The sequence below is a fragment of the Clostridium cavendishii DSM 21758 genome (assembly GCF_900141845.1).
Lineage (GTDB): Bacteria > Bacillota > Clostridia > Clostridiales > Clostridiaceae > Clostridium_AG > Clostridium_AG cavendishii.
The window spans coordinates 227,852-250,056 of sequence record NZ_FQZB01000009.1; the positions used below are offsets into that span (position 1 = coordinate 227,852).

General features: G+C 28.4%; 14 protein-coding genes. 2 read left to right on the plus strand and 12 right to left on the minus strand.

Translation table 11 applies throughout. The annotated features are described in order from the left end of the window. Positions 1–110: 110 nt before the first annotated feature. The 11 genes from BUB01_RS11295 to BUB01_RS11340 all read right to left on the minus strand — a co-directional run bounded on the left by BUB01_RS11295 (position 111) and on the right by BUB01_RS11340 (position 18,930). The gene (locus BUB01_RS11295; protein ID WP_072987460.1) at positions 111–815 is read right to left on the minus strand and encodes a 4'-phosphopantetheinyl transferase family protein; all 705 of its coding nucleotides are present in this window, start codon (positions 813–815) and stop codon (positions 111–113) included. A gap of 17 nt (positions 816–832) precedes the next feature. Continuing rightward, positions 833–2,077, minus strand: coding sequence for an ACP S-malonyltransferase (locus BUB01_RS11300; RefSeq protein ID WP_072987462.1), 1,245 nt, complete (start codon positions 2,075–2,077; stop codon positions 833–835). Then, positions 2,065–3,114, minus strand: a complete 1,050-nt coding sequence (locus BUB01_RS11305; protein WP_072987464.1) for an HAD-IIIC family phosphatase — start codon at positions 3,112–3,114, stop codon at positions 2,065–2,067. The genes BUB01_RS11300 and BUB01_RS11305 overlap by 13 nt, the downstream gene beginning before the upstream one ends. Positions 3,115–3,222: 108 nt before the next feature. Continuing rightward, positions 3,223–4,356: an acyl-CoA dehydrogenase family protein gene (locus tag BUB01_RS11310; protein ID WP_072987466.1), complete on the minus strand. Its 1,134-nt coding sequence runs from the start codon at positions 4,354–4,356 to the stop codon at positions 3,223–3,225. 11 nt (positions 4,357–4,367) lie between these two features. Then, positions 4,368–4,601 carry an acyl carrier protein gene (locus tag BUB01_RS11315; RefSeq protein ID WP_072987468.1) on the minus strand — a complete coding sequence of 78 codons (234 nt, stop codon included), beginning with the start codon at positions 4,599–4,601 and terminating at the stop codon, positions 4,368–4,370. 35 nt (positions 4,602–4,636) lie between these two features. Continuing rightward, a complete protein-coding gene (locus BUB01_RS11320; protein ID WP_072987470.1) occupies positions 4,637–5,485 on the minus strand; it encodes a 3-hydroxyacyl-CoA dehydrogenase family protein in 849 nt (282 codons plus the stop codon). A gap of 169 nt (positions 5,486–5,654) precedes the next feature. Continuing rightward, positions 5,655–5,804, minus strand: a complete 150-nt coding sequence (locus tag BUB01_RS23205; protein WP_159433235.1) for a hypothetical protein — start codon at positions 5,802–5,804, stop codon at positions 5,655–5,657. A 142-nt stretch (positions 5,805–5,946) separates the two neighbouring features. Next, on the minus strand, positions 5,947–14,151 hold the full coding sequence (locus BUB01_RS11325; protein ID WP_159433236.1) for an SDR family NAD(P)-dependent oxidoreductase: 8,205 nt from the start codon (positions 14,149–14,151) through the stop codon (positions 5,947–5,949). A gap of 25 nt (positions 14,152–14,176) precedes the next feature. Next, on the minus strand, positions 14,177–16,750 hold the full coding sequence (locus BUB01_RS11330) for a non-ribosomal peptide synthetase (RefSeq protein ID WP_072987477.1): 2,574 nt from the start codon (positions 16,748–16,750) through the stop codon (positions 14,177–14,179). Positions 16,751–16,896: 146 nt separating this feature from the next. Continuing rightward, positions 16,897–18,078 (minus strand): MFS transporter, encoded by a 1,182-nt coding sequence (locus tag BUB01_RS11335; RefSeq protein ID WP_072987479.1) that lies wholly within the window; start codon positions 18,076–18,078, stop codon positions 16,897–16,899. Between the two features lie 351 nt (positions 18,079–18,429). Continuing rightward, complete coding sequence (locus BUB01_RS11340) at positions 18,430–18,930, minus strand: peptidoglycan recognition protein family protein (RefSeq protein WP_072987482.1); 501 nt, start codon at positions 18,928–18,930, stop codon at positions 18,430–18,432. Positions 18,931–19,080: 150 nt separating this feature from the next. Here BUB01_RS11340 and BUB01_RS11345 point away from each other — a divergent pair, with 150 nt between their 5' ends. Both BUB01_RS11345 and BUB01_RS11350 read left to right on the plus strand, forming a co-directional pair. Then, positions 19,081–19,773, plus strand: a complete 693-nt coding sequence (locus BUB01_RS11345; protein WP_072987485.1) for an LbetaH domain-containing protein — start codon at positions 19,081–19,083, stop codon at positions 19,771–19,773. Between the two features lie 420 nt (positions 19,774–20,193). After that, positions 20,194–20,505 carry a hypothetical protein gene (locus BUB01_RS11350; RefSeq protein WP_072987488.1) on the plus strand — a complete coding sequence of 104 codons (312 nt, stop codon included), beginning with the start codon at positions 20,194–20,196 and terminating at the stop codon, positions 20,503–20,505. Between the two features lie 157 nt (positions 20,506–20,662). On the opposite strand, the gene BUB01_RS11355 is transcribed toward BUB01_RS11350, so the two are convergent. Continuing rightward, positions 20,663–22,108: a multicopper oxidase domain-containing protein gene (locus BUB01_RS11355; protein WP_072987492.1), complete on the minus strand. Its 1,446-nt coding sequence runs from the start codon at positions 22,106–22,108 to the stop codon at positions 20,663–20,665. Between the last annotated feature and the right edge of the window lie 97 nt (positions 22,109–22,205).

A 22,205-nucleotide genomic window follows, 5' to 3' on the forward strand; every position in this document is an offset into this window, starting at 1 on the left:
TATTATATTTCTTCATTAATTTTTACATGAATATATGAATTATAATTAATTTGAATATGAACTATATTACTTATTATAAACTTCTAAATTAGTATAATCTAAATTCAAAATTAGTTATACATTATACTTCTTTTAATATTGTTAACTATTTGAATAACATCATATACTTTTATTTCATCTATAAAATATTGGCATGATGAACACACAGACATTTTATAATTATAATCCAATTTATACTTCTTAAAAAAATACTGTTTATTGTTTTTTTCTAAGAATGTTGTATACATACCATAATTACATTCTCTTATATAAAATGAATTAAGCGGAAAAGATAGACCTTCTCCTATATTTTTTATGAAACTTTCTTTTAAAGTCCAATAATCATAAAATTTTGCCACTCTATCCTTCACATCATTTTTTAAAATCTCCATATATTCTTCTTCACAAAAAATTTTTTTTGCAATGTTTACATCAATAGGTTTCACTTCTTCAATATCTATTCCAATTTCTCTTTTATCTGTAGCACAAACCACCCATTTTCCTGAATGAGAAATGTTAAAATGAAAATTATTTATATTTTTTACATATGGTTTTCCATATTTACTATATTGAAAGCTTAAATTACTATTGTCTAATTTGCATTCTTCAATAATTGAATTTCTTATTAATAATTCTCCATAAATTGCACGAAGTTTATCCTCTATAAATTTAAAGTTCTCTACTTTTTTATACTTTTCTTTAGATATATATCTTATCAAATTGTAGAAATATTGATTGTGTGACTCATCTACTATCTCAACTGCATAAATATTCATATATATTCCTCAAAAATCTACTGAAAGTCTCTAAATAAATATATTGTGCCAGTTTCTTCAAGTATTTGTGTTATCCACTCCTTTTGTTCTTTCTTACTTACAATTTTGGTTTCGAAAATCTGCTTTAAACATTTTAATGCCTCTTCCATATGAAATACCTCATATTCACATTTTTCACTTCCATAATAATCTTGAATCTCTACAATTCTTTTATATGGTTTAATTACACCTTCTTCGTATTCATTATTATTCCAATTGTGGTTTTCCGTTGAAACAGCTGCAACTAAACACTTTGATATAAATGTAGGCAAATGTTTCTTATATCCTTCGGTCTTTGTGAATAACTGAATTAAATTATGTCTTTCATCTTTCTGCCCAAAACACTGAATTTGAATTTTATTATTATTTATCATAGTTGTTAATAAGTTTTTAACTCCCATTTCAACAAACATTGTAATTCCTTTGTTATCCATAAATCTTATTGTATCAATCCACTTTACAGGATTTGTAAAATGATTTTTCAGATAAAATATCACTTCCTTTGGATCTTTATATAAAGCGCCAGTAAAATTAGAAACAACCGGATACCTAAAATTTCCAATATGAATTTTGTTTAAATACTCTTCTAACTTCAAAGACGCTTCATCCATTAAAGAACTATGATATGGTGCACTCCCAAATAATGGAGTAATTTGACCACCTAAGTCCAAAATTTTTTCTTCCACTTCCATTACATCATTTTTCAAGCCAGATATAGATGTTTGTTTTTTTGTATTATAGCAACTGATATAAACTTTTTTACCTTCCTTTTGAGCTTTTAAACATTGTTCTTCCACAATGGAATTATCAATATTATCTATTATGGTCATTCCACCATCCTTATCATGCTCTGCCATTGCTGCAATTTCTGCTCTATATTTTACAATATTTAATCCATCTTTAAAACTAAATATTCCCGAGCAAGTTAAAGCAGAATATTCACCTAAACTATGTCCTGCAAGAAATTGTGGGTTATATCCTATTTCTTTCATAAAAGTTCTGAAGATAGCTACACTGGAAGTAAAGATAGCCATATGTGCATTTCCCGTCTTTGAGAGCTGAGATAAAGGCCCTTCAAAACACAATTTCTTCAAATCAATACCAAGTACTTCTTCTGCTTCATTAAAAGTTTCTCTTACAATCGAAAATTCATTATACATACTTTGGCACATACCAACAAAATGAGATCCTTGACCTGGAAAAAGAAATGCTAACTTATGCATGCCAGCTCCTCCTTTTCTATAACTTCTATATAATCTGGCATTGGATTAAGCTTAGAATAATCTGCTTCCAAAATAATTTTTTCATTCTCACTTAAAATTTCTTTAAATCCACCAAACTTATATGTTATATACATCATTCTATTTCTATCAGTCTTAACAAATTCAGCCAATAATCTTACATTATTCTTTTGTGCCAACCTAGCAATATAATTTAATATAATTGTTCCTACTCCTCTTGATACTACTCTGCAAGACATAAGTAGAAGTTTGAGTGTCCATAAATTTTCTCCAAGTTCTATTACAGCAAGTCCTATTTTACCATATGTGCCATACCTATCATCCAATTGTGCCATCAAAATAAAATATTTATCAGATTTGCTCATCTCATATAATTGTTCGTAAGAATATGTGTATCCGGTAGCATTTAATTGATGAGTTCTTACAGTTAACTCCTCAGCTCTCTTTAAATCCTCATCTTCTAGTTTACTTAATGTAAATTTCATATCTAATGATTTAAGAAAATCCTCTTTTGTTCCTAAAAACTCTTCTTCAATTTTATTTCTTTTAATATCATTCTGATATAGTAATCTTCTATTCTTAGAATCACTAGTAATAAATTTTGGATTCATTTCTGGCATATTTGGAATTTCTTTAATGTTTTTTGCATTTATTAATAATACTTCCGGTAAAGAATATTTTACTTCATCTAACTCAAACTCCTGATCGTCCACAAAAGCTAATGTATCTACTCCAATATTTATACTCTTTGCTATATTTTTTATTCCTTCTGACTTAGGATTCCAATTTATTTGTGGATATAAAAAATATTTATCTAGTCTTAATTCCTTAAGTTTATTCATAGCTAAGTCAAAATCATTCTTACTGCAGATGGACTGAAGAATACCCCTTTTATCTAAGGTTTCTATTATATCAACTACCTTATTATTTAGTACTACGTTATCATCTTCAATAATAGTCCCATCCCAAATAGTATTATCAAGATCCCATACCACGCACTTAACTTTATTACAACTCATACTATTATTCTCCTTATCTTATAAAATTTTTTAAGAGTTTTAAGTATAAATACTCTAAAGTTTAATAAATTTATTTTTTCCCTTATCACATATTTCTGATTATCATAATTAATAAAACCTGTATACACTTTTAGCTATCAACATTTCGTGTACCTGACTTGTTCCTTCAATTATTTCATTTAACTTTGAGTCTCTATATAACCTTGCAACTTTATATTCTGGAGATATTCCATTACCTCCATGGATTTGAACCGAGTCCTCAGCAATTTTCGTTAATATTTTAGATGAAAAATATTTTGCCTGCCAAGTTTCCATTATTGAATCAGGATCATTAATTTCTTTAAGATAAGCTGCCTTATAACAAAGTAACCTAGCAGCATTTATTTTTACAGTCATCTCTGTTATCATTTTTTGTATTAATTGATTATCTTTTAAATAATTATCAAACTGTTTTCTACTTTTAGAGTATTTAATACTTTCTTCATAACAAGCTTGAGATACCCCTACGCAACCGCATGCAATAGAAAACCTTCCATAATCCAAACATGTTAAAGCTACATGAGAAAGTCCAAATCCTTCTTTTGCAAGTAAATTCTTTTTAGGCACTCTGCAATTTTCGAAAGAAATTTCACCTATCATTGAAGCTCTAACCCCCAGCAAATCAAACATTGGTTTTATAGTAACCCCCTGTGAATTTCCATCTACAATAAAGGCTGTAACTCCCTCATCACATCTTGCATATACTACAAAAACATCTGCAATTTGTGCCATTGTAATCCACTTTTTTCTGCCATTTAAAATATAATAATCACCATCCGGTTCTGCAGTAGTTTCTACACCTTTAGCATTACTTCCTACGTTAGGCTCTGTAAGTGCAAAAGCTCCTATTAGTTTTCCACTTGACATTTGGGGTAAATAAAATTCTTTGATTTCCTTACTTCCCCATCTTGAAATAGCAAGTGAACACATTCCATGTACGGTTAATAAGCTTCTAGTTGCAGAACACCCCTTCCCAATTTCTTCATTCAGTATTGCTAAAGATAGATTGTCCATTTCTGTTCCACCATAAGTTTTTGAAATTGTAGCTCCCAAATATCCTTTTGCCGCCAGCTTATTCACAATTGTTTTAGGCAATTTTTGTTCTTTATCCCATATGTCTGCAAATGGGATTATTTGATTTTCTACAAAATGTTTAAGAGATTCCTGCAACTTAATATTATTTTCTTTTAATAGAAATTCCATAAAATCATCCCCTATTTTATTTTACTCTCAATAAGGCTAGTTATCTTATTTACAGTTTTGAAATTTTCTGTGTCTAGATCCTCATTGCTAATTAATATACCAAATTCCTTTTCTACAAACATAACTAATTGCATGGCAAATAGTGAGTTAACAAATCCTAAAGAAAATATATCTTCATCGTCATCAATCTCATGCTTCCTAAAAAATCTTCCTAAAAAACTTTTTACTTTTTCTTTAACTTCCATATTAATACTCTCCTCTTTGTTTATTATAATGTTGCTTAAATATAATCATAAAATCCTTTTCCGCTTTTCCTACCAAACAATCCTGCATCTACCATTTTTCTTAGTAATGGACAACATCTAAATTTAGGGTCTTGGTAGCTTTCATATAATATATCTAACGAATTAACAACAGTATCGAGTCCTATTAAATCTGCTGTTTCAAGTGGGCCCATCTTATGCTCAAAACACTTTTTAAATATAAGATCTACATCCTCAGGTGATGCAACATTATCCTGAACTACGTAGGCGGCCTCATTCATTAAAAGATGTGAAACTCTATTTGAAACAAAACCAGGCAAATCATTAACAAGAATACTTTCTTTACCTACGCTATTAAGTAAATTTTCTACAGCTTTAATAGTTTCAGACGAAGTATGATATCCTTTTATAGTTTCTGTTGCTTTTTTCATTGGCACAGGATTCATAAAATGAGTTCCAATAACCTTATCTCTTCTAGTTGTTATAGAAGCTACCTTAGTTATTGATATGCATGATGTATTAACCATAAAAATACAATCTTTTTTACAAACAGTATCTAACTTCTTGTAGACTTTTTCTTTTATACTCCAGATTTCAGGAACATTTTCAATTATAAACTCTGCATCCTCAAGTTCTGAATAATCTACAGTAAATTTAATCTTTTCCAATACATTATTTAAATCAATTGAAGCATCATTTTTGCTTACCATATTATGAAACCTTATATTTCTAACTATCTGTTCCCTTGCCTTTTCAAGAACTTCTTCAGATATATCTATTAATTTTATATTATGTCCAAATTGAGCAAATCTTTGGGCCACTCCTGTTCCCATTATACCTGCTCCAATTACACCAATTTTACTCATAAATTAACCTCCTCGTATTTCAAAGTAAATTATTATTTATAACTTCGCATAACTCTTCTATTAAATCATAATCAGATAATAAACAAATACTACTATCTTTCAAATTAAATATTAGGAGCATCCCTACCAGAAAAAAACATATGTTTAGGTTTAATCAAACAATTTTCTGTTATCCTATAATACAATTCATAAGCACCCCATCCCCCATACTATGGCCCAAAATTACAAATTCACTATTAGTTATTTCTGACTTCATAATAGAGTAAGCATCTTCACCCGCATCTTGGTAGGAGCCATACAATGGCTCCTTATATCTCATTTCTCTACTTGATAACTCAATAGGACAAATTTGAATTCTACTATCTATCCATTTTTCAACTTAAAAAATATAAAAGAACTAACTCCAGCATAGACTAAACAAAATAACTTTATTTTTGTCATATTACTAACCTCATTCCTGATTAATGTATAGTATAACTTCTATAAAACTCATTGTTTCTTTCTTTTCCTATAGTTGAATATTCACCATGTCCGGGATAAATTATAATGTCGTCTTCATAAGTCATAAGTTTATTTAAAATTGAATTCATAAGGTCAGATTCATTTCCATATTCTTCATCAGGTGCTCCATACCCACCCTTTAAAAGGGTATCACCAGTAAAAATCTTGTTGCCTGTTTTTAAACAAATACATCCCTTTGTATGTCCAGGAGTGTGTATAACTTCAAGCTTTACATTCCCAAATTTAATTACATCTCCCTCCTTTATACATCTATCACTTTCTTTCAAAGAATACCTTTTATTAATTATTAAAGCTCCCAAACAATTTTCTAATCCATCCTTATCATCTTCATGTATCAATATCCGTGCTCCTGTTTTTTCTCTAATTTCATCCATAGAAAGCATATGGTCTATATGAGCATGAGTAATAATTATATATCTTAGCCGTATCGAACTTTCACTTATAGCCTTCATGATTATGTCACTATTTGTTCCAGCATCTATCAGTACTCCTTCTCCTTCTGACTCAAGTAAATAACAATTAGAAGTAAGCATTCCATTTGAAAAGCACTTTATAGTTAATTCACCTTTTTTAATATTCTTAGACTCTATACCCGATATATTATTATTTTCAAAATCTTGTTTGATAAGTTTACTCTCTATATACTGCGCTAATTGATTAATTGTAGATAAAGATAAAATATCATTTAATGAAATTTCAGTTATCTTTGAAAATTCCTTTTGAATTTTTCGCAGTAGTCTTATAGCTAGTATTGAGTTACCTCCTAACTCATAGAAACTCTCGTCAACATGTATTTCTTCAATTCCAAGAACTTCGCACCATATATTTCCAATCTTTAAATAGGTATCAGTAATTTTATCATTATCTATTCCCTTTAAAATAACGGATTTTTTACTATTACTTGCTAAAACTTTCTTCTTATTCACATACAAACTTTCTTTTTGCGAAATTAAATCCATAATTTTTTCACTTACTTTCATCGGAAACTCATTCATGATATATATATATTCTCCATCAAAGTTTAACTCGCCGATAAGAATTTGCTTTACATTTTTGTGTAATACCTTATTTAATGCTTCCAAAGCATCATTTGTAGAAATTGCTTTAAATATTTTATCAACATTAAACCCATACTCTACTGACATACCTGCACTTTTCCAAGAAACCCAATCTATGGTAATTGTTCTCTTATTTTTTCTATTTCTATATTTTGCGAATACATCTAAATAAGAATTAGCCGCAACATAATCTCCCTGTCCAGCCTCACCTATCATTGATAAAGCTGAAGAAAATATAAGAAAGAAATCTAGGTTATCCTTCTCAGTAACTTTATCTAAAACCCAAGTTCCCTGCACTTTTGGGCATAAAACTTCATCAAAAACTTCCCTTTGCTTATTTATTATAAACCCATCTCCTGGAACAGCTGCACAATGTATAATTCCATTTATATTCCCATACCTTTCTCTTAAATTATCTATAAGATTAGTCATTTCTGATAAATCACATATATTTGCAGAAAAACACTGTACAGTAGCCGCAATACTTTCAATTTCTTTTAACCTTCTTACCTTTTTACACAACTTTGCATCTCTAGAATTAGAAAGAATTTCATTCCATTTTTCTTTACTTGGTATTGGTGTTCTATTAATTAATGCCAAATTCACTTTTGCTCTAGTTGCCAAATCTTTTGCTACTTCTAAGCCTATTCCACCTGTTCCTCCAGTTATTACATATATGCCATCTTCTTTTAAAGTAGTTGAATTTTCCTCAAAGCTATCTAGATTTATTTCACAGAACTCTTCAACATACCTTTTTCCATTCCTGTAAGCCACTTGATAAAATTCTTCAGAAATAAATATTTCATTAAAAATTTCTTTCACTGAAATATCACTACTTACGTCTATACTCCTACATTTTATATTTGGAAACTCCTGTGATATGACCCTTCCTAATCCAAATACAGTAGCATTATGTGGATTTATATTTTCCTCCTCACCAGTAATCTCATAAACATTTGACGAAATTATTATCATGTCTATTTTATTACTAAATTTCATTTTATTTACAGATTTTAACAGAGCAAACAAGCTATATACACCTTTTTCTTGGCATTGTTTTAACACATCAAGACTATCTACATCCTTTAAATTACAATCCAAAGTAAAACTATGGATTATTTTTTTGATATTTTTATCTTCTAATATTTTAAGAAGTTTTTCATAATCTTCTTCTTTATTACTTATAATATATTTTTGGTCATCTATCTTATAAAATTTATCTTCCATGTATACTTCATAAACAATAGCATTTGTTTTTCTTAATTCGTCAATTAGCTCTTTATTTATAGACTTCAAACTGCTAAATATAAGTATAACTTCATTTTTTTCTTTACTTTCATTGTTTTTAATAGAATGCTCTATCCACCTTGTTCCATAGTATAAAGAGTTATTGTTATCAAATTTATTTATTACATCTGAAAATTCTAACCAGCATTTTTTCTTTTCAAAATGATATGTTGGAAGTTTGGTTCTAAATACTTCCTCATTCTTATACATACTATCCCAATCTATTTTTACTCCTGCTACATAAAGTTTACAAAGTTCTTTGAAACTACCTAAAGAAATTTTATCAGCTATCAATACATCTTGTTTACTATACTTATTTATGTCAATATCGTTTTGAGGATTTACTTCTCCAAAATATATCAAATCTTTTTCCAAACTTTCAAACCCATTCAAATTAAGTTCTTCTAGTTTACTTAATAAATCTTCTTTGTCCTTTAAAATCATTGCTATATTAAATTTATAATGACCTCTTCCTGTATTTGCTGTATAACAAACATCTTTCAAGTTAAAGTCGATTTGTCTTTTGAAAAAGTCATTATATTCTAATACTAATTGCTTAAGAGACTCTTTGCTATTAGCTGATATAGTTAAAACTTCAAAACTATCAATGTCATTTACTTTTCTATCTTTCCGTATTACTGGAGGTTCTTCAATAGTCACATGACAATTTGTACCACCAAAACCAAATGCACTGACTCCTCCCCTCAATATATTACATTCAGGTCTCCACTCAGAAAGCTTAGTATTTACATAAACCGGTGAGTTTTCAAAAGAAATATTTTTATTTGGATTTATAAAATTTATAGTAGGTGGCAATTTTCTATTTTTCATTGCTAATACAACCTTAATCAAATTAACGATTCCTGCAGCTTCAAATAAATGTCCTATATTTGTTTTTACTGATCCTATAGCACAAAATTGTTTTTTATCGGTATAACCTTTAAATGCATGCTTTATTCCTTGAATTTCTATCGGATCTCCTAAATTAGTTCCAGTACCATGAGTTTCAATATAAGTTATAGTTTCAGGATTTATGTTAGCTTTACTCCATGCTGTCTTAATCAATTCTCCGTGGGCAAATGGATTCGGAGATGTTAATCCATTAGATCTACCATCTTGATTTATTGAAGTTGCTTTAATCACACCATAAATATGATCCCTATCTTTTATAGCTTTGGATATTTTTTTAACAACAATAGTTGCTATACCTTCACCTACACCGGCTCCGTCTGAATTATTATCAAATGCTCGTGTTTCACCATCTGATGATTCAATACCCATAGTTTCATTTTCATTACAAATGGGTAATATATTCAGTCGGACTCCTCCGACAATAGCCATGTCACAATCTTTGCTTAATATGCTGTTACAAGCATAGTGAACCGCAACCAATGAAGAGGAGCATGCTGTGTCTAATACAACACTTGGACCATTTATCCCCATTAAGTAGGAAATCCTATTTGCTAATATGGTCTGCATATTTCCTACAATAGCTGCTGGTTCAATAAAATCATCTTCAAAAAATAATCTTCCGTAACTATCTCTTAAATTATTTGAAAATCCTACAAATACTCCTGTATTCGTACCTTTCAATTTATTACCGCCATATCCTGCGTCTTCTACCGCTTTCCATGCGCTTTGAATAAACAACCTCTGACAAGGATCCATTAGATTAGCTTCATTAGGAGCTATTTTAAAGAAACTATAATCAAACTTATCAATATCAGTTAAATAGGCACCAGGATTGTACTTAACATTTTTAAAATCCTTATTATTGTGAATCAAATATTTTTCTACCTCTTTTTGTCTCTCTATTGGAAAATTTGTAATACTATTTATTTTATTCTCTATGTTCTCCCAAAACTCTTCTAAATTATTTGCCATAGGTAGCTTTACATCCATTCCTATTATTGCTACATCTCTATCATCATAATTGTCATCTGTAATTTTTATTGATATATCATCATAATTATAATTTACTAATTTATTTTCATTTTTTTCAATTAAGATATGAGATGAAGTAAATTCAAGCTTTTGCATTATAAACTGTGCCAACTTATTTATAGAAGAATACTCAAATAAATCTACAACTTCCACTATATTTGGGAATTTATTATTTATTTCTTCATGAATTTTTTTTATCATAATAGAGTCTGCACCAAGCTCAAAAAAACTCTCGTATATATTTATATCTGAAAAGCCCAACTGTTCCGAACATATTTCTGCCAGCGTTCTCTCTACTTTATTATATTTTCCATTATCTTTACCTATTATTTTCACTTCTTTTTTAATATTTTTATTTTTCATGTGTTTTTCTAAAGTATCATTCTTTTTTCTAAAACTAATCTTTTTTTCTATTTCATCTGAAAGTTTAATAGACTTTTTATCTATTAAGTTAACCTTTGAACTATTATAATTTAACTGCCCGATTATTATCTGCTTAATTCCTGCTTTCAATGCATTTTTAAAACCAGAAATAGCTTTATCATTAGGTATAGCTTTAAAAATAGTATCAATATTTATTCCATTATCACAGGCCATACCAGTATCCTTCCATGTTGTCCAATTAATACATAACGTATATTTTCCTATTTTATTTCTATATACTGAGTAAGAATCCATGAATGCATTAGCAGCTACATAATGACTTTGTCCAAATGCGGGAAAAACTGTTGCTATAGAAGAAAAAAGTACAAAGAAATCTAATGGATCTTCCATGGTTAGCTGATCTAGAATAACAGTTCCCTTAACTTTAGGATCAAATACTTCACTAAAATTTTTCACATCAATTTCTTTTATAGTTCTGAAACTTCCTACTCCAGCAGCATGTATAACCCCATTAATTTCACCGTGTTTTTCTCTAATATCATTTATCAATTCTCTCATTTCAATAAAATTTGTAACATCAGCACATCTTAACTCTATATTTGTACCAGTTCTTATTAAATTTTGTATATTCTTAATCTTACTTACCAATTTGAAATTTTTATTACTTTTAACAATTTCATCCCATTGATCTTTTTCAGGGAACTTAGTACGATTTACTAAAATTAATGTTATCTCGCTCTTTGCTGCTAAATATTTGCAAATTTCAAGACCTATTCCACCTGCCCCGCCTGTAATAACATATACGCCATTCTTCTTTATTGGTATTTCCTTAACAATTTCATTTTCAATACTAGTTTCCTCTAATAGCTGAACATATCTTGAACCTTCTCTATAACAAACTATTTTGTAATCAGAAGTATTTTTGATTTCATCTAGAATAACTGAGTTATTAGTTTTTTCATCTAAATCGATAGCTTTACACTTAATGCTTTCATTTTCTATATTTATAACTTTACTCAATCCTATTAGCGCTGCATTATAGGGATATATCATACTTTCATTGCTTGTTACTTCATATGCAAACCTAGATATCAAAAAAATATATACTTTCTCATCTGTATAGTATTTAGAAATTACTTTAGTTAAATATATAAGGTTTAATACAGCTCCATTTATTGAATTAATGTCGTCTAAATCTTTATATAAATTAATAGTAGGTTCGTATACGATAGCTATATTTGAAACAATATTCATAGAACAAAATAACTTCTCATAGTCTTCCATGCTATTTCCGATAATGTAAGAATGGTCGCTTATTTTCTCAAATTCAAGTCCTAATTTAACAGTAATTATTTTCTTACCTCTACTTTGAAGAATATTAATAGTATCATCAATTAAATTACTATTCCGATATATAAATACATAATCATCAATCACATCTTCATTCTCAGTTATATTAGCCTCTACCTTTAACCAATTAATTTTATAATATAAAGATTTTTCTGAAGATTCACCATTTTTATTCATATTACAATCTAGATCCAACCAGAATCTTTGTTTGTCAAATGGATATGTAGGCAAACAAATCTTATGATAATCTTGGTTTTTATAATAATACTTCCAGTTTATATCAGTACCTTTGATAAACTCATAACAAATTTCTTTAACAGTTTGCTCAGTAAATAAACTTTCAATAGAATAATTTCTTAATTTGTAGTCATACAAAATATTATTTTTTTCTTTTTCCCTAATCGTTATCCCTTGACCAGTTAATTTTTTTTCTTCTTCAGAAACAACTCTATATTCCCCATACATATATACATTGTCTTCTGATCTACATAAATCTTTCTCATTTATACTACTTAATTTTATTCGCAACTCACTTGCGTTTCTAACAATTACCGCTATTCTATAATTATATTGTCCTCTTCCACAATTTATTGTATAACATAAATCTTTAATATTTATATCAGAGTTATATTCAAGAAAAGTTTTATATTGCTTAATCATATTTTGCAATGAAGTTAAACTTTTAGCCGTCAAAGTAAATATATGTTTTTCTTCTTTTTTAATATCCCTTTCTTTCATTAACTTTTGATTACTTTGCTTATATTCTTCCAAAACAATATGACAATTTGTGCCACTTATACCAAAAGAACTAATACCACATCTTCTAAATTTGCTATCCCAGCTAGCAAGTTTAGAATTAACATAAAATGGTGAATCTAAAAAATTTATTTTTTTACTGGGTTCATTAAAATGAATTGTTGGGGGTAAAGTCTTATTTTTAATCATCAAAACTGCTTTAATTAATCCTGCTAGTCCAGCACATTCATATAAATGACCAATATTGGATTTAACAGAACCTATAGCACAAAATTGCTTTTTACTAGTGTACTCTCTAAATGCTCCAATTAATCCATCTATTTCTATAGGATCACCAATTGATGTTCCTGTTCCATGAGCCTCAATATATGACAAGGTTTCCGGATTAATCTTTGCATTATTCCATGTTGCTTTTAACAGCTCTGTATGAGCAAGAGGGTTTGGTGCAGTAATACCCATGCAAGTTCCATCCTGATTTATTGAACTTCCCCTTATAATTGCATAGATATTATCTTTATCCTCTATAGCTTTATTTACAGGTTTTAACAATATTGCAGCAACCCCTTCACCCATACCAGAACCGTTGGCATTATTATCAAAAGTCCTTGTAATACCATCCTCCGCTTCTATACCGATCTTATAGTATTTAGAATCAATAGGTGTAAAGTTCACCTTTATACCACCAGCAATCGCATATTCACATTCTCCTCTTTTTAATGATTCACAAGCAATATGAACAGCTACCATTGATGATGAACAGGCCGTATCGATAAGCATACTTGGTCCTTTAAAATCTAATAAATAATTTATTCTAGATGCAATTATTGATGATAAATTTCCTGTTGTAGAAACTGGTAAAGAAGATTTGTCTACATTATGGATGATTTCTTTGTATTTATATCCTTCCAAGTCACTAACAAGTCCTAAAAACACTCCAGTTTTACTTCCTCTTAAATCATCACCGCCATATCCACCATCTTCTAAAGCACTATAAGTAGTTTGTAAAAAAAGTCGTTGTAGGGGATTCATCAACTTCGCTTCTCGTGGGGACATATTAAAAAAATTACAATCAAATTTATCAATATCATTTATATATGCACCTTTAAGAAATTTAATATTATCGTCATCACTGTATACTGTTTTATAATAATTTAATACATCCTCTTGCCTTTCTTCAGGCAATGTTCTAATACAATCTACCCCATTTTTTATATTTTCCCAATACTCTTGAAGAGTATCAGCCATCGGCATTTTTATACCAATTCCAATAATAGCTATTTGATTATCCATTTCTTTTCCTGCAACTTCTCTTGAAGTGAAATTCTTAGAACTTATATTCTTTAAATTTAAAAAATCGGTCTTCAATTCACTCACATCCTTACATAACATTCTATTCTACCAATAAATTAAAGTTAGCAATCATATTATCGAGTATTTCATCAAACAATCTGCATAAATCACTTATTAGTTCTTTTAACATCATTTTATTATTGCAGTTCCATTCTAAATTAATATATTTATCAGTAATATCTAGAGTTAAGATGACATCATATATATTTAAAAATTGATTATTATTAATTAACTTTTTTTCGCATATTATATATTGTAATTCTAGGTGATTTTCAGTAATACTACTATTCTGGCTTATTTCTGAAAAAATAGTTTGTCCATTATTTTCTTCACAATTCCTTTTGATAACAGTAAATATTTCCATCATATTTTCAATGTTATTTATATTTACAGAAATAGGTACAATCATATTCTCAGATGTCAGTAAAGTTTGTATACTAACTATAGGATTGTCTGTTGCTACGTACAATGAATATATGAATATACCTGTTAATATATCTTTTACATGTACATCCAAATAATTTGACATATTAATTAAATTCGATAATCTTTCATCTACAATAAAAGATCTTATTTTATCATATCTAGACTCTTCTCTTATGGTTCTATTAACAAGATCTATTGGTTTTTGTATAGTTTCTATTAATTCTTTATTCTGTTGGTCAATAAATTCTGCTAATTTTTTAATAGTCGGATAAGAAAAAATATTTCCTATAGTAATTTTATTAGGATAGATTTTCTCTAATTTAGAATGAATCTGAGTTAACTTAATAGAATTTCCTCCATATTCTATTAAGTTATTATTTAAACCAATATCAGTATCTCCTAATATTTCTATACAAATATCTAATATTTGTTTTTCTGTTTCTGAATAAATTACTTCAACACATTCACTATTCTCATTAAATAGAATATACTCTCCATATTCTTGTATAATGCTATCAAAATCTTTATTTAAATATTTCTTAGCTAATTTAAACCTTTGTGGCTTTCCACTATTAGTTTTAGGTATATTTGATATTGGAATAACAACTTTAAGTTCTAAACCTATTTCCTTTAACATTCCCTTCTTTATCTTCTTTATAACTTTACAAAATTCTTCTTTAGAAAGACTTGATGCTATAAATAATATAATTTCATCTTTCTGCAACAATTCATTAAAAATAGATGTTGCTATTATAAATTCCTGTTTTATTCCACTTTGTTTTGCTGCTATTCTTTCTAAATCCTGAGGATAAAAATTACTTCCATTTACAAAAATTATATCTTTTTTTCTACCAGTAACTATAAGCCTTGAATTGATAATGCATCCTACATCTCCTGTTTTAAACCATTTATCCTTTGTAAAATAATTATTCATATTATCTTCATTATTAAAATATTTTAGAAATACATTCTTTCCTTTTATTTGTATATTCCCTATTACTTCTTCACCAACATCTTCATCACAATCATTACATATTCTTACCTGGCAATCTTCAACCGGATAACCTAAATTTACAAATGTCGCAGTTAAATTAGGTTCTTCAAAATTTTCAATTTTTATCTTATTGTCAATTGATAGATTTTTTCTATTTAAAGTTACTTCATTGAGAGTTTCACCTACTAAAGGAAAAGAAATTGCTAAACTTGCTTCCGTCATTCCATATACAGGAAACATTACGCAATTTTTTAATTTATATTTGGACATTATATTTAGAAAGTTTTTACATAATTCTACAGATACAGGTTCTGCACCATTATAAATTAATTTTATGGCTGATAAATCTACTCCAGACATAACTTCAGTATTAAAATTTTCTAAAATATATTTAAATCCAAAGTTTGGTGATGAGGTAAATGTAACTTTATACTCAGAAGCTTTCTTTAACCAAGATATTGGTTTGTTTAAAAACATACGTGTATCCATAATATGTTGATTTATATTAGCTGCAAGAGGCGTTAAATGAAAACCAATTAATCCAATACCATGTGATAACGGCATCCAACTCAATGTAGAATCCGTATTAACTTGTTTTGATGCCTTTATTATAGCGTAAATATTAGACATTAAATTTCTATAAGTAAGTACTACCCCTTTAGGATTTCCGGTAGAACCTGAAGAAAATTGAATTAAAGCTTTATCCACATCTATTTTATTTTGAATCACCCCTTTTTTAGGAGTTAAATTTACAGCATCAATCATTATAATTCTTGACTGCATACTTTCAAATTCATTCACAAAACCTTTATTTGCCAAAACATCATTCATATATTCAATTAATTCCTTATTAACTACCAAGTAACTATTTTGCATCATTTTGAGCAACTTAAATATCATTATTCTATGTTCTTCACTATATCCCAAAGGTGCTGTAACTGGTATAATACCTCCTAATATACAGGCCCATAAAGTTCGTATAAAATCAAAATTATTGTTTAATTGGAGCAGAATCTTATCGCCTGATTTTATTCCAACTTGTTGTATATATCCTAATAAAAAAAGTGCTTCCTCATACATGTCAGAATAAGATATAAAATAGTCTTTTGAATTTTCATTAATAAAAGTTATACCTTTTTCTTTTTCTTTTTCTAAAGAACAAAGTAATTTTATTAATGTATCATATTTAACCATATTAACCCTCCTTTTATTTACTTTTATTGATAAATTTTACATATAATCATATCATTTCTTAGTTAAATGAACGTCGTTTCATTTAACTATATGGAATATAGAAACTGTTAATATACTTATACTCTACAAACAAACTATATACTCTGTTATGATTTAGAGTAACTTTTAATAAGACCTAATTTATAAACTAATACAGCTCCAAATATTGCTGCAGTAATAGGAATAATATAAATTAGCAAACTAAAATTGTACTCTAAAAAATAACCTGTTATTGTAGGACCAACAAAAAAACCCAAAAATGTCATAGTTTGAAACACACCATTAGCTGTTCCTCGCATATCCTTCTCTATCTCTTTATTTATAACAGATGGGAATATCGATGTAAGGCACATAAATCCAGATAAAATAAATATAGTCCCTATAAATATAAAAATAAACATTTTTAGATATATCAATATAAATCCTAAACTCATAGCCAGAAAAGCACCTACAGTTACATTAACAAAATTCTTCTTATCAGCTATATTAGTAGCTATTTTAAGTGTCACAATCCCAACAATAATAGCAGGTAAAAATACATACCACATATGATTAGCACCTATTTTAATCTTTAATTCATCTGGTACAATCATAAACATTTCTGACATAATATAATTAAAAATAAAACCACAAATACTTAAAAATAGTACAGTCTTATTTTTTAACAAAAGCTTTATATCTAAAAAAATTGAATTTTTAGTATCTGCTATCTTATCTCCATCTCTTTTTTCTTCAATAAAAAACAATATAAATATTATAGATAAAAAGATTAAAAAGGAACAACCTATAAACATATTATTAACAGATATCAAATTATAAAGCATTGGTCCTAATGCAAATGCCAATACTGCTCCCAAAGCAACAATTACTCCTGATATTCCCATTGCTCTACTCTTTTTTTCATCCTCTATACTATCACCCACCCATGAATAAGCTATTGCCATAACAGCACCAGATCCCTGTAATGCTCTTGCAAAAATCAAAATATATATATTCTTAGCCAAGCCAGCTAAAAATAAGCCTACAGATAGTTGAATCAACCCAATTAGAATTACAGGCTTCCTTCCAATTCTATCACTAAGACTTCCATATGGAATTTGAAAAAGCGCATTTGTTAACCCGTAAATCCCTAAAGACAATCCACATAAGAAAGGCGTATCCCACTTCAATGTAGCAGCATATATAGTTATAAAAGGATTCAACATTGTCATTGACAACTCCCTAAATCCCATAACCAGTCCCATAGCTATTAAAAACTTTTTCTCTTTTTTTGTAAAAATATCATTCATTTTTCTTTTCCCTTTTTTTCTTTATTTTCCATATTTTATATTTTACTCCTTGTTATAACACTTTTCAAGCAAAAGCAATAAAAAAGCAGAAGACGTTATTTAAAATATTAATACTCTTAGATTAGCATATTATTTAAATTCCTATATTACAAAACTAAAGGCAAGGTAGAAAGACTACTTCAATTCATTGACGCTCATCTTATAAAAAGATTTAGATTTAATTCAATGGCAGAAACGTCAAAAAAGATATTCTACATATTATATTAATATATAAAATATCTTTTTGTTTAACTTATATAACTATAATTCAATATAAATTAACACTTAAAGTACAATCTAAAAATACTTATATTATAGTAAATCCTTTAATTTTGTTTTAATTTCTTCAAAAGGAAAATTTGCCCCTGGACATTCTGTAGTAGGCTTAACATCTTTATGTCTCTTTAAATCTTTAATATTATATTTTTTCATTAGATATCTAGATAATGCAATTAGACTCTTCATTTGTTGTGGAGTTAATTTTTCGTTGTTAAGATTTCCTTCTACTGCAATCCCAAATGCTTTATCATTTACTCCTGGAGCATGAGCTCCTACTGCATTCTCTGGCCTACCTCTATATATTGTACCATCTTTTCTTATATAAAAATGATAACCTATTCCTGCCCATCCTCTTTTTTTATGCATTGCATCTATTTGCTCTGGCGTAAGATTATCATCTGCAGTATGATGATATACTATCATAGTAGGCTTTAAGGTATACTTTAGAGGTTGTGACCATTTATATGCAACTTCTTTAATCTTAGGTGCTGGATTTAAAATCTTATCTTTTATGCTTTTTAATATAGCTCTCATAACTACTCCAAATTTATTGCTCTAATTAAACTATATGTTTTTTATTTTCTTTTTGTTACTATAATAAAAGCTCTTATACTTTTTTTATTTTCTTCATAACAATTATGAAATATTAGTATAATATAATAATAAATTTTTAGGAGACATACTATGAGTAAATATAATACTCTAGACCATTCTAATATATATTCATATTTTATTAGCAGTAATCCAATTACCTCTTTTAATCCTGTTAGTATATATCCAACCATTCATAAAACTGCTTTTATAAGTCCTTTTTCTAGTATTATAGGAGACGTAAGAATTTGCAGTGAAGTATTTATTGGCTGTAATTCAACGCTTAGAGCTGATGAAGGTACCCCATTTTATATTGACCATAAAACTAATATTCAAGACGGAGTAACCTTACATGGATTGAAAAATATGAAATTCACTGTAAATGAGGAAACTTATTCTATTTATATAGGAAAAGAAGTTAGCATTGCTCACGGAGCTTTAATTCATGGTCCATGTATTATAGGAAATAATACTTTTGTCGGCTTTAATGCCATTGTCTTTAATTCTATTGTTGAAGATAGCTGTTATATTGATTTAGGAGCTATTATTACAAATGGAGTAAGAATTCCTTCTAATAGATATGTTCCTGTAGGAGCTATAATAAATACTCAGGAAAAAGCTAATGCTCTAGGTATGATATCACAAAATAATGAAGATTTTGCTAAAGGGGTAGTTAAATCAAATATAGAACTCTCCCAAGCTTATTCTCTAAAATTTGGTGACACTAGATGTAATTGTGGTCTTTCTTATAATTTAAATGATCTTAATAATTTAGAAAATAAATAACTTTATCTTTTACTATGCAAAAAGAATAGAATGCATTTTTAAATACTTTCTATCCTTTAAAATATTTATTAATAAAACCTATCCTATCTTTATAATATTAAATGTTGCTGCATTTACCTCATTATCACAGGTTGTAATAGAACTACTTCCAGTGAATAGAAGATTCTTGACATTCTTTATGATATCCTTCATGGCATCTACAGCATTTATGTTCAGGACATCTAGATTTACAACAACATGGTATATTAATCACCTCACTTTTTCTGGACAATATAATATATAATTAATAAGCAAATTTATGTGAAGCACTTTATTATCTTTATTTATTAATTCTATTTCTTAATACTTTAATATTAAATTTTTTCTGTGGCATAATATTATTATCCTCATTTTAAATAGCTTATGAAAGGATTGATTACTTTGAAAATACAAGAATCATTAACTTGCCCAAAATGCAATGGAGTTCATTTTACAGTAAAACGAGAAACAACATTTTTATACTCATATAAATTAGAAACTCATGTAGCTAAAGAAAATATTAAAAATGATTGCAATCTTCCTTTCCTATTTGACAATAGAGAACAAATAGATAATATAGAATATTTGCAGTGCGATGAGTGTGGTACAATGTATAATTATGACGCATCAAAAGATAATTCAAACATACAACTTACAATACTTCAAAAGGCTATTCGCTCTGATTATGTAAATACACCTAAATTCCTTGGTTAATTAAGTAATAAACTAACTACCCTATTTAAATTTCATTTATTCTAAATACTCCTATAATAAATTTTCCCATGGCATTCACTAACAGATTTAAAAGACAGAGCTATTTTAAGCCTGTCTTTTAAATTAAAATATTTTAACAGATTGTTTGTTTTTATTGTTATTGCATAATTTTATCTGGAGCATCTGTTTGAATCATTGTTAATTGACCACCTGGATAAACTCCATTATTAGTAACTTTGTAGTCATCATGATTATGCATTGGATAAAATTGTGGGAAAAAGTTATCATTTGGATCTCCGCAAGGTTGATCACAAATCTCTATATCATTTATTGTCTTTGGATTAGCACAATTTACTGGTTCTTCTGGAATATTAAATATTGAATTTGGATCTATTTTTTGAATTTCTCTAAGTTGTTTACAAAGAGAAGGGAATCCATCTTGTCCATTTACAATATAATTTCTATATACTGCTCTCTTGTCATCAGCACTAAGAATCAAATCATAGGTTTCACCAGAACCTATTGTATTAGTAAACCCCATTTCTGTAGCTTCATGATCAAAATGTTCACAATTTTCAGCTAGTTTTAAGAAAGGACTTAAGTGACTATCCTTACCTACTACTGTAAAATGCCAACCGTGAATATGCCATGGAACAACTTGATAGCCCATATTAATCATCCTTAACAAAAATTTTTCATTAGTTTTTACATGAACATATGAATTATAGTCAATTTGAGTAAGATTTTTATTACTATAATAGCTTGGTGTTAAAGGATGAGGAAGAAGTGTATCAGGAAAAGCTCTTCCATTTACTAACCAGAAATCTGGTTTGAAGTTTACTGCATTAAAAGGAATACCTGCTCTAACACTTTCATGCCATACAGAATCAATATCAGATAAAAGCATTACATACTCCTTATCAAAATAACTATGAATATTATTATATGCAAAGTTTCTATTTGTAGCAGTTTTAGGAATGTGATACAGATATTCATCATTTAATTTCCAATAGCCACAACTTTCACACTTTGTAATTCCATTTTCAGCTAAACTTTCCATTGATGGATATATAACTAATGCTCCATACATCCCCATTTGAACGTGCTCTGATGCTTCTACGTGACAATGATACATCAATGTTCCAGGATTCTCTGGATGGAAGAAATAAGTTATATTAGGCGGCGCAGTAAGCGGATCAGTTTCCTCCCACATTGGAACACCAAATGAACTTTCAGGAAATCCATCTAATTGAGTAGCGACATGAGCCCCGTGCATGTGAATTGTATGGAAATCTCTAAAATCAGGCAGATATTTCATTCCTATATTAATAAGAGTAATATATATATTATCACCTACTTCTCCCCAAACTAATGGTGAAGGAATAGTAGCAGTCCCTTTTTTATTTAAAATAGCACTCCAATTATCTGAATTTTTATAATCTAAATATTCATTTTCTTTAACTTTTATACCATCTACTTCTAAAAGCCCACCTGTAAAACCAAAAATGTAGACTTCTTTTCTATTTTGAGTGCATAATTCTCCATCCAATGGTAATTCTATTAATCCATCTGTAGCTAATAAAACATAATGTCTGTTACTCATTTTCTCACCTCGTGTACATAAAAACTTTATTATTTTTTATAGTACATACTATGTGAAAGATGCCTAACTGCTCACCATATTTTTAACAAAGCTGGCC

What these genes read in the sequence shown, in the direction of transcription:
- BUB01_RS11295 (WP_072987460.1), bottom strand. Translation starts at nt 815, where the DNA reads ATGAATATTTATGCAGTTGAGATAGTAGATGAGTCACACAATCAATAT.
- BUB01_RS11300 (WP_072987462.1), bottom strand. Translation starts at nt 2,077, where the DNA reads ATGCATAAGTTAGCATTTCTTTTTCCAGGTCAAGGATCTCATTTTGTT.
- BUB01_RS11305 (WP_072987464.1), bottom strand. Translation starts at nt 3,114, where the DNA reads ATGAGTTGTAATAAAGTTAAGTGCGTGGTATGGGATCTTGATAATACT.
- BUB01_RS11310 (WP_072987466.1), bottom strand. Translation starts at nt 4,356, where the DNA reads ATGGAATTTCTATTAAAAGAAAATAATATTAAGTTGCAGGAATCTCTT.
- BUB01_RS11315 (WP_072987468.1), bottom strand. Translation starts at nt 4,601, where the DNA reads ATGGAAGTTAAAGAAAAAGTAAAAAGTTTTTTAGGAAGATTTTTTAGG.
- BUB01_RS11320 (WP_072987470.1), bottom strand. Translation starts at nt 5,485, where the DNA reads ATGAGTAAAATTGGTGTAATTGGAGCAGGTATAATGGGAACAGGAGTG.
- BUB01_RS23205 (WP_159433235.1), bottom strand. Translation starts at nt 5,804, where the DNA reads ATGAGATATAAGGAGCCATTGTATGGCTCCTACCAAGATGCGGGTGAA.
- BUB01_RS11330 (WP_072987477.1), bottom strand. Translation starts at nt 16,750, where the DNA reads ATGGTTAAATATGATACATTAATAAAATTACTTTGTTCTTTAGAAAAA.
- BUB01_RS11335 (WP_072987479.1), bottom strand. Translation starts at nt 18,078, where the DNA reads ATGAATGATATTTTTACAAAAAAAGAGAAAAAGTTTTTAATAGCTATG.
- BUB01_RS11340 (WP_072987482.1), bottom strand. Translation starts at nt 18,930, where the DNA reads ATGAGAGCTATATTAAAAAGCATAAAAGATAAGATTTTAAATCCAGCA.
- BUB01_RS11345 (WP_072987485.1), top strand. Translation starts at nt 19,081, where the DNA reads ATGAGTAAATATAATACTCTAGACCATTCTAATATATATTCATATTTT.
- BUB01_RS11355 (WP_072987492.1), bottom strand. Translation starts at nt 22,108, where the DNA reads ATGAGTAACAGACATTATGTTTTATTAGCTACAGATGGATTAATAGAA.